The organism is Halobellus ruber (assembly GCF_014212355.1).
In the GTDB taxonomy this organism is placed as follows: domain Archaea; phylum Halobacteriota; class Halobacteria; order Halobacteriales; family Haloferacaceae; genus Haloquadratum; species Haloquadratum rubrum.
Genome location: NZ_JACKXD010000002.1, coordinates 86621 through 100156, shown reverse-complemented (window position 1 = coordinate 100156; position 13536 = coordinate 86621). Strand labels below are relative to the sequence as shown.

Here is a 13536-nt window from a genome sequence, read left to right as displayed (position 1 = left end):
ATACCACTCTTAACCAACATTCCGCCAAAGAATCCAGTACTGTTGGTTAATCATCTGGACGGTCCTGACACCTGGCTTCGGCTCTTCAATTCACTCGCCGGCGTGGCGTCGACGGCGCACCTGTTCAGGATTCAATACTCACGGATGTGCGTCCCAGCAGTAGAGGCCGTGCTCTCGTGGCTGTTCTCCATCAGATGTTCTCCTCTGGCTCGACGAGATCGTTACTCTCAGCGACGAGTGCCTGAACGACTGAAGCAGGATCGTTCTCGACCGGAAGCGTTCGATGGTCAAGCGGGGCGGGATACGCCCGGTCGCCCTGCGCGCAAAGTATGATCAACCACTCCTCGCTCCCTTCGGCGAGGACGACGTAATGGTCGATATCCCGACGTTGGAAGACTGTCCGATCTGCCCGGCTCACCGCACTCCAATTCGCCGGCAGCGACGCCAACGGGTCGCCACCGTCCGGCGTGAGGCCGTGGTGTTCCTGAAACTCACTGAGTGCGGCCTCGATGTCGTCACCGGTGAGATGCCAGCAGTCAGCGGGGCCATCACACACCAGGTAACTCACGACTGTGTTGCGGAACTGGATGTAATGCTGGTGGGCGACGCTCTTGCTGTCGTAGTAATTGGGGAGGAGCGCACAGGCGAGCTGCGCCGGTCCGCTCCCCACGTATCCCCAGTTGAATCCGACCGGGCTGTGTCGCACGAGATTGAGGGTTCGGTTAGGGGAGGGCCGCTCGTGTTTAGTGAGTTTTAGTACTACTGGCGTCCCGTCGACGCGCATACCCATATACTCGACGTGGTCTGCTGTTGACCGGCTGTGCTCACTCTCGGCCTGTACTACCGCTCTGGATGGGTGGTCGAATCGGGCTCCATAGGTCGAATACAGGGTTTCGGATGCCCCGCACCCTTTCGAGGGGTCGACAAACCACACCGGACGAGCACACTTGAGGAGCCACGCCGCTGAGAGCGCGGGCCTAGAGCCAGTCACTGACGTACGCGACGTGGCCGGAGAGGTCAGACACTGACCGTTCAATCCGGCGAACTGCACGCCGGACTTGGCCCCCTGTTCGAGTGACGTCGGCGATAATGATGATGCCCGGATGGTCGCCAGTCGGTGGGTCGCTGAAGTCGGACTGATCGGCCGTCAAGAGTACTCGATTTCCTGGGTGGCACCTGCCAAAACATCCGGATCAGTCGCACTGACACCGAGTCCCTCGACGTCGACGACGCGAACGACATTATGGCCGTCGTCGCGGAGGGCTTGGACCCACTCCGTCTCCACGTTTTCATCAGCGAGCAGTTGCATCGACAGGTTCAGGCCCGATCGTCGGGAGTGATCCGGATTCCAGGGTCCTCTTCGTAGCGAGCCTGATTTCGGGCTTCGATCTCCCGCATCTCCTCGGGATTACTGAACGCGTAGGCGAGAGCGGCGTGAACTTCGGCAACCGAGATACCATAGCTGGTCGCGATTGCTTCGGGCGTCTCGTCGCCCTCCACGTATCGCTGATAGACGTGATAGACGCCTATGCGGTGGTCTTTGATGCGCGGGTCGCCCCCGAGGACATCGTCTGTTCTCACAATCTGGGGCATCGTGCCGTCGGCGCCCGATGTGAAGCCTGCTCCAGCCATTGTTCTCCAGGGTCTCTTTGTACCGCTAGTGGGCGCGGACTAATAACAGTCGGGTTCAATAGATGCTGAGCTCCATATGAACGTACGAGTCTGGCGCTCGGTATAGAGCTGCTCGCGCGTCGGTCTCTGTATTTCGGTACGCCAGGGTTGGAGTACGGCTCTCTCGGGTCCAATTGGCGAGTCGTGTCATAGTCACTCCTCGAAAAGACAGCGAGCAGCTGCGTCGTCGCCGGCCAGCGTCTGCTGGTCCTCGGCTGCGTCGGCGAAGAGACTGGACTGCTCACCCTCGGATGTTTGCTCAACTTCGGGCCGATCGTCGACGCCGAACTCACTCGCCTCGGGCCGATCAAGACACGAACCACGGTCGCGGTGATCCACTTCTGCGCCGAAGTCCTCGGGTGAGGTCTCGACGCTCGTTTCAGTCACTTCGAGTTGACCATCGTCGCCGAATACAGTCTGTCGTTGAATCTCGATCTCGGGTCGATCGCTCATCCCATTCGAACCTCCACCCATCGAGGCTCCGACAGACATCCTCGAGTGCTGCGTAAATCGTCTTGTGCGCGGATTCGCTAGCCCGATCTTTGAGCCGGCGAAGAATCGGAATCCCTTTTTGATTCGCGTTTTCGTGGGCGACGCAGGCTCGCAACGTCTACATATCGTTGACCGTCACGATACCAGCGTTGATGAGTCGCGTGTTCGGGGGTTCGAGCCGTTGTTCTGGTGAAAGACTGCTTGAGTCTGCTGATTCAACGCCAGGATCACTCATTGATGATCGCCTCCGCCACTACTGATGTAGTAAAAAAGTCCCCGCTGTTACCCGTCTTCTTCCTCGGGTTGGATCTGGCGGGGGTCCTCAGCGAGATCGTGGATGTACTCCCGAAGAATCTCCATATCCTCGCGAGCGTCTTCGAGAGCCTTGCCTTTCGCTTTGGCCACGATCTGTCCTGATCGCGGGTGCCAGTCCCGCGAGTAAGCGTCACGATGAGGTAGACGCCGACGTCACTGCGTTCGACGCACTCCGTCCGTGTCACCTGTTCAGTGCCTTCGGTCCATTCGTCATCCGCACCAGCTGATTGGGTATGCCCTGACATAGGTTACTTTCGGTGATTAGTGTTTAGATGGTCGGTGCGGCGGGCTTGTCAGGCGTTTCGTGAAGAACTGCGTCGATGTTACTGCTGGTGAGGCGCCAGCATCCGTTGGGACCTGTACATTCGAGCTGGCTCACGACCTCGGTTTTGAACTCTTGGTAGTGATCGAGGGCGAACGCCTCGTCGCCCGTGTAATCGAGCAGAAGGGCGAGTGCGAGTTGGGCCGGCCCGCTGCCACAATATCCCCATTCGAATCCCGAAGGACTGTGATTCGCCAGCTCGAGACTCCGCTCTGGCGTGAGTTGTTCTTGATCCGGTTGCTTCTCGACGATGGCGCGGCCTCGACGGCGGTAACCGACGTAGATGACGTCGGGATCTGCCGAAGTCCGTGACTGTACGTGTGAGCGTGGGCCGCTGATTCCACTCATAGGTTGGTTCGCGGGAGGCTCGTTCGATCACCCCCGCACCCCTCTCGGGGGTTCAAAAACAGGACGTAGTTGCGTTCGGCAACGTATTTGACAGTTGCAACGTACTGTCCAGGTATATCGGAATGGCTGTACTGGACGACCTCTCGGGGTTCGAGTTCGAGGACTTGATGGAGGACGTGTTCCAGAACCTCGGCTACGAGAACGTCCGGCAGGCCGAACGCACGGCCGACGAGGGGCGGGACGTCATTATGGAGGAGGTCGTCGACGGCACGCGACGGGCGATCATCGTCGAGTGTAAGCACACGGGGACGGTCGGCCGGCCGGTCGTCCAGAAGCTGCACTCGGCCATCGCGACGTTCGACTTCGACGGTCCAAAGCGTGGGATGGTCGCCACCACTGGTCGATTTACGAACCCTGCCGAGGAGTACGCTGACCGGCTCCAGCGGAACGACGATCCCTATCCCATCGAGCTGATCGACGGCGAGGACCTTCGGGAAATCGCCGACGAGATCGGTCTCGATCTCTACAACGGGCGCATCGAGATTCTCTGCGACGAGACGCTCCGCCCGTACGATCCGGCCGCCGACGTCGACGCGCCAGTCACGGAGGCGTTCCGCGACATCGAGAACATCGAGGCCGCCGACCTCCCAGACCCACACTCATCGGTGACGTTCCGCCCGGTGGTCGCGGTCACCGCGGACACGAACGCCGTCTTCGAGACGTCGGTGGGCGTCATCCACCGGATCAACGACCGGACCCGATTCGTTGCCCACGCCGAACGCGGGCAGCCACAGGTCGTCGATGAAGACGTCGCGACGCTGGTCACCGAGAACCTCCACGCGACGGTCGATCTCGACGCCGAGCAGTTCGGAGAGGTGTTCGACGCCGTCGAGGAGCGGCGGTTCGGGCAGACGCAAACGGAGTACAAGGAGTGGGCAGTCGAGCGACTCCAGCACCACCACACGACGACGGTCACCTACACCGGCGACAACAACGTCACCTACAACAAGACCTGCGAGCCGAACCGCTCGGACATCTCCGTGCAGTCGATCGAACCAGTGTACCTCCCCGAAGTTCGGCACACCACCGACATCCAGGAGTACACCTATCCCTACGAGTACTACGCGGCAGGCCCGTCACGAGTAACAGCCGAGGACGGCATCCACCGCTGCGTCCACTGTGACACGAGCGGCGGCGACGAGACGTACACCTACTGTTCGAACTGCGGGGCAATCGCCTGCTCCAGCCACATCAAAACGGAGCGGCTGGAAGGCGAGCCGGTCTGTACGGGGTGTGCGGTGACGGAACGGTTCGCGCTGAAGACGAAGTACTTCTACGACGAGGAGAATCTCGAAGCGTTCCGCGAGGAGTACGCCGCGATGCCGCTTCACGAGAAGGCGATGGAGAACAAGTGGCTGGCCGGGGGAAGCGTTGTCGCGACGCTGCTGGTCGTCGTCGGACTACTCGTCATCGGCGGCATCATCTAACCAGTCGCAATTTTCCGCCAGGCTGCGGGGTTAGGGTTACGAGACTCCGTACTGCTCTTTGAGTGCCATATATTCGTCCTTCTTTGGGAGGATGACTGGCAGATCATCTGTCCTGTCGAAGTCGCCCCGAAGTGGCCGATACAATGCTTTCACAGTGGGTTCCAGGTCGTACCACCGTGCGGTCTCGACGAGTGTCTCCTGATCGATGTCCTCCGCCTCGATCAGTAGCATCGAATAGCTGACGCGCCGGGATCCGCTATCCAGAAGGAGCGTATGACACACGACTTCAGCAGCCGTTAGCTCCTCGTCCGGCGCATACCAGAACGGAGGCTCGCCGGCGAGGAAAAACTGTAGACCATACGCTGCAAACCGACCCAGTCCGGTCATCTCCCAGTCCGGAGCTGCTTGGAGTGCGTCCGTATCCTCATCGGTCTGTACGCGGACGAGGGACCGGTTCGGATCGCACCACGCGATCGTGGCGCTGGGGGCGATTTCCCGGACTCGGGCTCGATGTTCGTGCTTTACGGTAGCCCGGGCGAACGCCAACAGCGGCGAGACTTCGTCACGGAGGGCGTACTTCGAATCGGATCTGGAGAGTAGTGCTCGGTGCTTGAGCGGCGATAACGCGCTGTGGACACCTTGTCGAGTGATTCCGAGCCGGTCTGCGATATCAGCGATGTGTCGTGGTCTATCGAGATACCAACACACGCGGAGTGTGGCTGGGGAGAGCAGTTCCGTCCAGTCCACGTGGCTGAACTCCGATAGCAGCGTTCGATACGCTTCGGTAACTGGATGTTCCGCGATGCGGACACGACGCTGATTGCTGGGGCCACGGGTTTCTGTGAGCAATCCCGCTGCGTGCAATTCGTCGAGTACGTCGTACAGATGGTCTCGTGAATATCCGGTTTCGGCCGCGAGTTCCTCCGGTGTTGCTTTACGGCCGGTACTCAGCGCGTCAAGCAAGGCGAGTCCGGCCTTCGAAATCATCTGGGTCTTTCTAAACCCCAACTGTATAAATACGATTTGGGATTTTACTTGACAATAGCTTCGTCCCGAACCAGTTCTGCGAGCGCGTCCTTGAGCGACCCGTGGAACTGCCAACTCGCTCGCTCGAAGGCCTCGTTGATCGGGCCGTCCCAGCGAGGGAACGCGGAGTGACCGCTCACTTTGACTGTCCACTCGGTCGGCTCGTCGAACGAGTTCTCCGTCGGGAGTTCCACGACGTAGAGGTACTCCTCGTCGCCGTGGATGCCGTCAGCTGGATTCTCGACGCCGTGGCCCAGCAGGAACAGCGGCTGGTCGAGATGCTCCATATTGGATGGCTCGAGGAGATCCGCTGGCTGAGCCGCGTCGATCGTTCGCTCTGGGTCGCCATCCAGATAGAGGTCGACCGTCGAGAGCTTGTCGAGGAACACGAACGTCGCCGCCGTGTAATCCGGTCCCCGCTCTGCACGGGTCGCATCGAGCAGCTCTTTCAGCTGTGCGAGATCCCGGAGGACGCTCCCCGGGTAGCCGTCCGAATGCCGGTACACCTGCGCGATGCGGTCGGCGTTGCCATCTGTCTCATCGGTCTGTTCGACTCGTTGGACGAATCGGAGTTGACTCCGTGTCGACATCGGTACTCGCCGGCGCGTGTGCGCCGGCACCCATCGCCGGCGCAGGAACAACACCACACAGTCGTAGCGGGATTGCTATCCACTACGCGAGATGTGACACCTCGTCTGGTTCCTCCACGCCGTCGAATTCACCACGCTCGACTGGCTCCCAGTCTTCTCCCGGTGCTGGACTCCACCAGTCGACTTTGTAGGCCCCCGGTGCACCGAGGATCTTCACGCGGGCCGACCCATCAGGCAGATCGCGGCGCAGTTTCTCGTCGACGTGGAGGTTCCAGGCCGTGGTAGAGTCGAAGCAGGCGAGCACGGCCTCCTCGTAGCCGCGCGTCTCTCGGGATTCTTGGAGTTCGACCTGGGTGTTGCAGTTCTTGCAGAACACCCCCTCGAAGGGGATGTGAGTGAAGACCTCCTGCCCGCAGACGGGACACCAGAGGAACTCGAACAGTGCCTCGCTGTGTCGGTCAAGTACTTCGAGGGTCATTGGTTGACTCACCCGGTCGTCCCGGGCCACCACTTCGTGCCCGGCCGAAAAACAGCGGCCAGCGGGGATCCACCCGCTCACCGTTCGGCGCCGTGAACTGTCTCGATATCGGTCCTCGAAACTTCCCGTGGATTAGTCGGACACTCCCGCGACGCCATCGGTCTGATAGCCTCGAACGGCGTCGTGGGTCACGGTCGGGGCGTCCACGGCCCCCGATGCCTGCCGTCGCACCGTCCGCACAGTGGGAAGGCTGTTGAGAGCAGGCACAGTCCACTCTTGATACTCTTCGACACCTTTCACGGCGATATTTACGCTTGCACTCCGGTCGGCGTGGTCTTGATGCGAACAGGACTGGCACTTGAACCGCTTCTTGTGACGGTTCGATCGTTCCGTATGGCCGCACATCGGACAGCATTGACTCGTGTATTCGGGATTGATCCAAGCCGTCGGAATCCCCGCGAATGCTGCCTTGTAGGACGTGTAGTGCTGAAGCGCGCGGAACGGGAGGCGGTGCAAGCGTCGGTTCATCCGCGTGCCGTAGTCGAGGCCGTCGCGCATCTCCTTGAGGTCTTCAAAGACGATGCACGGCTTCTCGAACTGCCGGCTCCACTCGACGATATGACGGCTCACTTTGTGGAGTCGGTCGCGGACAAACCGTTCCTCACGTCCTTCCAACGTGTCGTGGATGCTGTCCTTCCCCGCGTTCTGCACGCGCTTCCGCATCGTGAAATAGCGGTGGCGCTTGAAATTGATGTCCGGAAATTCGATAACGACGGTGTCCTCTACACCGCCCTTGGAAAGTGCAGTCAGCGCCACATTATCCTCGTTGACATCCACGCCAACGACTGTCCGTGAATTTTCCTTGTTTCGAACGGTCCCCTCGGAGCTAGTTACGTTAACGTGCAGCTCGGCGTTGCCGTTCCGGAACAGGGCTTCCGCCGTCCCAATCGTCCATGCATCGCTTTCGAGGGCGGTCTTGAGAATGTCGAGATGAGCGTCGTCACCATCGAGAACGCCCTTGACGTGCTTGTAGGGCTTCGCGCTGATCCGGAACGCCACGTCGCCGTCGTCGGTGAGTGACAGGTTGTACCCCTCCTCGTAGTTCGCCCGGAGCGGGTACGTTCCGCCTTTGGTGTGGCTGGGTTTGTTGTAGTCGTCATACTCGTAGTAGTTCTCCATCGCACCGAGTGCTTTGGCGACGACGCGCTGTATCGTGTTTTTCACGAGGGTGGCGTCCTCGGCCACGCGGTCGGGAATGACGTCCCAATCCACACCTTCCTTGGCGAGTCGGATAGATTGGTTGTATACCGACCTCGCTTCGAGGGTGGCGTCGTACAGCAGGCTCTCATTGTCGCTCTGGATGTCGAGCTGGAAGTCCAGCGTCTTGATGAGAGCCTGTGAATCAGTCATTCTTCGTCTTGTTCGGTTGGTTCTGAGGTGCGAACGACTTTCACGTCAGCCCCTCGCCAGCGTTTGGGGACTGTGACGTGGGCGCTGTTCCCGAATTCCTTGACTTGGCCGTCGAGAACCTCCTCGCCGTCGATTTGGAATCGATTTGCCATATCTGTGTATATCCTTTGGATATACTTAATTTGATCGGTGGATACTCCTCCTATAGGTGAAGCGAACGAACCACGCACACCTGTTCCTTAGCGGAACGTGCGGGCATCACTCTCGAATCTAAGCCCTGAGTCACGGCGTACTCCGTCCGTAGACGATACGTGAGGGGGCTTCGTATCCACAGTCGGGGCAGTCGTACCATCGCTGGATTTTCGCCCCGTCTGCTGCCTTCTCGCCGACGCGAACGTCGTCGTTCGGACACTCCGGGCAGCTGAGGTCCGGGACCGGCCGCTCCCGGAGTTCGTCACGGAACGACGTCGCGTCCTTCGTCTCGTACCCCCGCGACCAGACCGGGTAGCCGTCGATGAGGATTGCTCCGCGCCATTTGTACCGGTAGGAGTCCGGGGCTCGATGCAGGACTGCTCGCGCCCCGGTCTCGGTGTTCCGATACGCAAGCGTCGGCGAGCGGCTCTCGCGTCGCCAGTTGGTGATGCGAGGCATTGGTTAGAAGTGGACGTCAGCGGGCACGATCCAGAGCTCTTCACTCTCCTTGAGGAGTCGGTCCAACTGTCCACGGTGGCGAATGCCGGTTCCGTGTTCGGTGTACAGGAAGATCGTCGGGCCGTCGTACGCACCGATCTGGTGGAAGGCGTGTCGGGCGAGGTCCTCGTCGCGCATGATCTCCTCGTCGGAGAGCTCCTCGATGGCCTCCTTCACCCGGTCGAGATTACGCTCGAATTCCTCTTTCGTCGCCTCCCAGCCACGCTCGAGCAGGTCCTGGCCGTCATCGGAGTCGATGGGGGCTGCAGTCGGCAACTCCCCCCATCGTGCCTTCCCCGCAACGGACGTGTCCTCCTCGTCGAAGGTCACATAGTAATCGAAGACGGCGCCGGCGTGTGGGTCCGCGCCGACCAGTCGGTCGAACACCGTCTTTCCGGTGGCCAGCGCGTCGTCGTGCGTCGATGCCTCTACCAGGGCGTATATCACCATGTGCATCTCGAACACCTCGAAACGCCGACGCACCGGGAATCGTTGCTCGCTCCAGCTGCGCCGGCACCCATCGCCGGCGCTCGAAAAACTCTCCTCGTGACTGCGGATTCTCAGGATTCGTCCGCTCGTTCGACAGTGATGGTCAGGTCGCCCGATTCGTAGTCGGCCTCGAAGTCGACCGCGTGCGCGACGCAGCGCGCGACCTCGTCGCTGCCAGCGCCGCCGTCAGTCCACCCGCCACCAGCCATCGCACGTGATCGAGATATTATGATCATAAGCAATTCCGATCAGTCACAGCGTCAGCGGCTTGGCAGTCGTGAGAACTTCTTCGGTGACGATGGTTATGAGACGGGAGAAACCTGTTCTGAGGGGCATCGTGAGACGGCCGGGAAGTCATGAGAGACATACATAGCCACAAGCATTCTGCGGTCGAATCCCGCTGCCCAACTTTACTGTCCCAACTGGTACTACGAGTTCGAGGCACAGGATGGTGACTCGATCAGTGTCCCGCTGACCGACCCCGAACACTACGTCGCGCCCTCTAGGTCGAACGCGAGACTGCTGATGGGGAGACGTATACGGAACGGCGATACACGGATCGCCGTAAGTATCGTCACTGCCCGGAGTGCGCCCACATCGCCTGGGGTAGCGTGCTCGCAGACGTTTTGATCGAGAGCTTCATACGTGTCGTGGATGCCGTGCTGAATGTCTTGGATCCTCCCTTCGGACGTGCTAACGCCGTCCGTCAGGTGGCTCGGTCCCGCAAACAGCGTGGCATCTCCGACACACGAAATATCGAACAACTTCTCTACGACATCCGATTCGGCGTCGGAAACCACTAATCTCGGACTGAACCTTCGAGAGTACTGAACTCAGAGAAGATCAGCACGAAGTCAGCATCAAATCAGCCTGTCCTGACATTCTATGTGACGGAGAGCTCTTGAAATGGGTCTGTAGGTTGGTGTCTGAAAATACTGTCTGATGTCAAGACACGGTCCCACTCCGTACACACCTATAACATAGAGCCTGTCGTCGTAGAAGCGAAGAGAGTGCAACTAGCCGTCCTCTGACAACTCTTCCAGATGTGATTCTACCCGTTCGGCGTATGTATGCTCAAGTTCGCGGAAGATTCTGAGACTCTGTTGGTAGTATTCTCGGGCTTCTTCCTGCTCACCTAGTTCCGCAGCGACCATTCCGAGGTTGTCAAGATTCTTGGCTTCGCCCTGACGGTCTCCGATGTTGCGGAAAATTGTGAGACTCTGCTGGTGGTACTCGCGAGCATTCCCATACTCGTCCAGATGTCGTGCGACCAGCCCGAGGTTGTTAAGGCTCCGGGCTTCGCGCTGGCGGTCGCCAATGTCGCGGAAAATCTCAAGACTCTGTTGGTGATACTCGCGGGCGTTCTCGTATTCACCCAGTTTTTGCGCCACTAGCCCAAGGTTGTTGAGGCTCGTGGCTTCGCCTCGGCGGTTGCCGATATCGCGCTCGATGGCGAGACTCTGTTGGTGGTATTCTCGAGCATTCTCGTACTCGCCCAGATGCCGTGCGACCAGCCCGATGTTGCCGAGGCTCGTGGCTTCGAGCTGGCGGTCGCCGATGTCGCGGAAGATTGCGAGACTCTGCTGGTAATACTCGCGGGCGTCTTCGTACTCGCCCACATGTCGGGCAACCACCCCAAGATTCCCGAGGCTCCGGGCTTCGCCTTGGCGATCACCGATATCGCGGAAGATCTCCAGACTCTGTCGATGATACTCTTGAGCGTCCTCGTACCCGCCTTGATTTTTGGCTACTACTCCGAGATGGCCGAGACTTTCGGCTTCGCCCTGACGGTTGCCGATGTTACGCTTGATGACGAGGCTCTCTTGGAGGTATTTTCGAGCGTCTTCGTATTCGCCCAGATTCTCGGCAACTGCCCCGAGGTTTCCGAGGCTCTGGGCTTCACCTTGGCGATTATCGATGTCGCGGAAGATTGTGAGACTCTGCTGGAGATACTCGCGGGCATTCTCGTACTCGCCGAGATTCTTGGCGACCACTCCGAGGTTGTCCAGACTCTTTGCTTCGCCCTGCCGATCGCCAGTGTCCTGCGCCTCGTTTAACCGCTTTTCGTATTCTGTCTGTGCCTTCTGGTATGCCCCGCGATGGCGATGTGCGTGGCCTCGATTAGCCGTGACCCACTGATGTGTCTGGTCTGAACAAGCCGCTGGCAGATCGTACCGGGCAGTATTTGTTGTGCCTGCCAGCGGTGCCAGCACTGGCCATCGCTCAACCAACTCGAAAATCGGCCGTACGTACTCGTCTGCTTTCACGTCGGTGTCGGCGTCGATGGCGGTCATCACCGATGAACCGGGGAACTCGCGTTCGATAGCCTCACGATGGGAGTCCTCGTCGAACAGGGCGAAGAGTGCATTCATACATCGGGCTGCATGGGGTTCGGACCGATCACGTCGCCGACTGTCTGTCTGTTGTTGTTGGTGGTCTCGTGCAAGCGCACGCAGGTACAGCGTCGACCAGAGTTCGTGCGTGGTTAGTACCTGCTCTTCCTTGTCGCCTGTCTGAAACAGGAACCAACCCTCCAACGTCTCGCGAATTTCGTGAATTTCGTCATGTGTCCCGATATCGTGGCCAAATTCGTATCCGAGCGTATGCACCAATTCCGGATAGATACCGATTCCGCTGGCATTCAATAGATTCACCATCACACCAACATCAGCCAGCAGGTCTCGGTCGAATCGTGAAAGGTCACGCAGGGTACCATCACTTCCTGGCTGCATCAGTGTCTGGTAACGCGATCGAACGTGTGCTTCGAGGCCAGTCTCGGTGTCATCCCGCTCGACTGCCGTGTCACCAAAGGGCAGGTGAAAGGAAAGCAGCAGGAACGCACCAAATCCCTCGGTGGCTTCGGATTGGAGTTCGTCGTGCAACACGGTAGCTGAGCGCTCGACGGTCGTGCCGGTCGCCTCCTCGAAGGCGTCGATAGTCCGAGCGATGTCGGCTTCCGAAATCTCGGGCAGCTCATATCGCTCGATGGCACTCGCAATCTCTCGATGGCGCCGTTCGCTACCCCGGTCGAGTGTTTGAGCGTCGGGCTCTGTGTCCAGTTCTGCTTCACGTGCATCTAACAGAAACGTCACGTCTGTGTCGATCCCGTATTCCTCAATGAGGCGGAAAATTGCGTTTGCGTTCGCCCGAATCGCGTCTTCTACGACCACCAGCACGTGACCGTCCGCACGTTCGATGGCTTCTCGCAGTGCGTCCCGACTCTCAAAGGCTGCGCCAGCGTCGTCGCTGTCACGATACAGCACCGTTCCCGTCTCAGTATCTTGGTGCCAGGTGACAGCGACCTGTTTACAGAGGGTGCTCTTACCGGCGCCAGCTCGGCCGATGACGAATCGATCTTCGCTCTCGCGGAGCGGTGTCAGCAGTTCCTCATCGGCGTACGTGTCACCATACCCGTCGCGCCGGGCTGGAATCCCAGCGTGGACATCACCCAGCGAGAAGGTGGTACGCCAAGAGGTCTCGGGCGTCGGCTCGCCACGCGCGAAGAACGTTGACGAGAGTTGGCGAAAGCCCTCGTTTCTGGCGTCTTGGGTGAGCAAAATTTCGATGTCTTCGCCGATCTGTGCAAGCCGTGTCTGAAGATCGTTCACCGCCTCGCGAATGTCGAGTTGTAACTCCTGTTGGAACACGTCACCTAGGTCAGTGCTGGCGATGTGGCGCTCGAAGTTAGCGATTGCCTCCGCATAGGCGTCGCCAACTGCCGAGATAAGTTCCTCACGCAACTGCGGTGTCTTGGAGAGATCGAATCCCTGAACGGTGGCGATGGCCTCTGCGATTTGGATCGCAGCATCCTCCTCGTTATGGAAGAGGTGGCCAATCTGGTCACGCTCGCGTGACCGGCTGTCACTGCTCTCGCCGGTCATCAACCCGGCAACTTCGTCAAGGACGGCTTCCCAGTCGTCGGTTGCTCCCGCGAGTTCGTTGGTGTCTAGCCGGGCATCCTTGGCCTTGATGGCGTCCTCAAGAGACTCGGCAAACACAGTTGCGACGTCTTCGAGATTTTCATCGTATTTTTTGCGCCGGAAAATATCGCGGACGCCACTGACGGTAACGCCGGTGCCGGCGGCAACCCCTGTCGCGGTTAGATTAAGACACAGCGACGTGACGGCCGGGTCCATTACACGGAACTATACAAGAGGGTGACAATTTGAATCTATCGCCACGTACATCGGTCGCGTTAAGTTAGAGGATGGGGCGTCC

General features: G+C 59.4%; 15 protein-coding genes and 4 pseudogenes. 1 reads left to right on the top strand and 18 read right to left on the bottom strand.

Going from position 1 to position 13536, the window contains the following annotated elements; genetic code table 11:
* Positions 1 to 190: 190 nt before the first annotated feature.
* The 8 genes and pseudogenes from H5V44_RS05520 to H5V44_RS05495 form a co-directional block, all read right to left on the bottom strand.
* Positions 191 to 876 (bottom strand): annotated as a pseudogene (locus tag H5V44_RS05520) (DUF6166 domain-containing protein).
* 271 nt (positions 877 to 1147) lie between these two features.
* Positions 1148 to 1309: a DUF5615 family PIN-like protein gene (locus H5V44_RS05515; protein WP_185192128.1), complete on the bottom strand. Its 162-nt coding sequence runs from the start codon at positions 1307 to 1309 to the stop codon at positions 1148 to 1150.
* An 8-nt stretch (positions 1310 to 1317) separates the two neighbouring features.
* Complete coding sequence (locus H5V44_RS05510) at positions 1318 to 1632, bottom strand: DUF433 domain-containing protein (RefSeq protein ID WP_221625601.1); 315 nt, start codon at positions 1630 to 1632, stop codon at positions 1318 to 1320.
* An 82-nt stretch (positions 1633 to 1714) separates the two neighbouring features.
* Positions 1715 to 1822 (bottom strand): annotated as a pseudogene (locus tag H5V44_RS18260) (DUF7568 family protein); the annotation flags it as partial.
* Positions 1823 to 1824: 2 nt separating this feature from the next.
* On the bottom strand, positions 1825 to 2124 hold the full coding sequence (locus H5V44_RS05505) for a hypothetical protein (RefSeq protein ID WP_185192127.1): 300 nt from the start codon (positions 2122 to 2124) through the stop codon (positions 1825 to 1827).
* A 73-nt stretch (positions 2125 to 2197) separates the two neighbouring features.
* A pseudogene (locus tag H5V44_RS17475) lies at positions 2198 to 2398 on the bottom strand (hypothetical protein); the annotation flags it as partial.
* 47 nt (positions 2399 to 2445) lie between these two features.
* Positions 2446 to 2723: pseudogene (locus H5V44_RS05500) on the bottom strand (DUF7389 domain-containing protein).
* A 23-nt stretch (positions 2724 to 2746) separates the two neighbouring features.
* The gene (locus H5V44_RS05495; protein ID WP_185192126.1) at positions 2747 to 3148 is read right to left on the bottom strand and encodes a DUF6166 domain-containing protein; all 402 of its coding nucleotides are present in this window, start codon (positions 3146 to 3148) and stop codon (positions 2747 to 2749) included.
* Between the two features lie 122 nt (positions 3149 to 3270).
* On the opposite strand from H5V44_RS05495, the gene H5V44_RS05490 reads away from it, so the two are divergent.
* The gene (locus H5V44_RS05490; RefSeq protein ID WP_185192125.1) at positions 3271 to 4635 is read left to right on the top strand and encodes a restriction endonuclease; all 1365 of its coding nucleotides are present in this window, start codon (positions 3271 to 3273) and stop codon (positions 4633 to 4635) included.
* A 36-nt stretch (positions 4636 to 4671) separates the two neighbouring features.
* On the opposite strand, the gene H5V44_RS05485 is transcribed toward H5V44_RS05490, so the two are convergent.
* From H5V44_RS05485 to H5V44_RS05440, 10 genes are all read right to left on the bottom strand, one after another.
* Positions 4672 to 5622 (bottom strand): MarR family transcriptional regulator, encoded by a 951-nt coding sequence (locus tag H5V44_RS05485; RefSeq protein WP_185192124.1) that lies wholly within the window; start codon positions 5620 to 5622, stop codon positions 4672 to 4674.
* Positions 5623 to 5666: 44 nt separating this feature from the next.
* Positions 5667 to 6251, bottom strand: coding sequence for a hypothetical protein (locus tag H5V44_RS05480; protein ID WP_185192123.1), 585 nt, complete (start codon positions 6249 to 6251; stop codon positions 5667 to 5669).
* Positions 6252 to 6333: 82 nt separating this feature from the next.
* Positions 6334 to 6729 (bottom strand): DUF7567 family protein, encoded by a 396-nt coding sequence (locus H5V44_RS05475; RefSeq protein ID WP_185192122.1) that lies wholly within the window; start codon positions 6727 to 6729, stop codon positions 6334 to 6336.
* Positions 6730 to 6861: 132 nt separating this feature from the next.
* Entirely contained in the window at positions 6862 to 8139 is a 1278-nt protein-coding gene (locus H5V44_RS05470; protein WP_185192121.1) for an RNA-guided endonuclease InsQ/TnpB family protein, read from the bottom strand.
* On the bottom strand, positions 8136 to 8291 hold the full coding sequence (locus H5V44_RS05465) for a DUF2080 family transposase-associated protein (RefSeq protein ID WP_143414403.1): 156 nt from the start codon (positions 8289 to 8291) through the stop codon (positions 8136 to 8138). Before H5V44_RS05465 ends, H5V44_RS05470 begins: the two co-directional genes overlap by 4 nt.
* 130 nt (positions 8292 to 8421) lie before the next feature.
* Positions 8422 to 8790: a DUF7568 family protein gene (locus H5V44_RS05460; RefSeq protein ID WP_185192120.1), complete on the bottom strand. Its 369-nt coding sequence runs from the start codon at positions 8788 to 8790 to the stop codon at positions 8422 to 8424.
* A 3-nt stretch (positions 8791 to 8793) separates the two neighbouring features.
* Complete coding sequence (locus tag H5V44_RS05455; protein WP_185192119.1) at positions 8794 to 9285, bottom strand: hypothetical protein; 492 nt, start codon at positions 9283 to 9285, stop codon at positions 8794 to 8796.
* 104 nt (positions 9286 to 9389) lie between these two features.
* Positions 9390 to 9527: a hypothetical protein gene (locus H5V44_RS05450; RefSeq protein ID WP_185192701.1), complete on the bottom strand. Its 138-nt coding sequence runs from the start codon at positions 9525 to 9527 to the stop codon at positions 9390 to 9392.
* A gap of 279 nt (positions 9528 to 9806) precedes the next feature.
* Complete coding sequence (locus H5V44_RS05445) at positions 9807 to 10118, bottom strand: hypothetical protein (RefSeq protein WP_185192118.1); 312 nt, start codon at positions 10116 to 10118, stop codon at positions 9807 to 9809.
* Between the two features lie 216 nt (positions 10119 to 10334).
* Positions 10335 to 13454, bottom strand: coding sequence for a tetratricopeptide repeat protein (locus tag H5V44_RS05440; RefSeq protein ID WP_185192117.1), 3120 nt, complete (start codon positions 13452 to 13454; stop codon positions 10335 to 10337).
* Positions 13455 to 13536 lie beyond the last annotated feature (82 nt).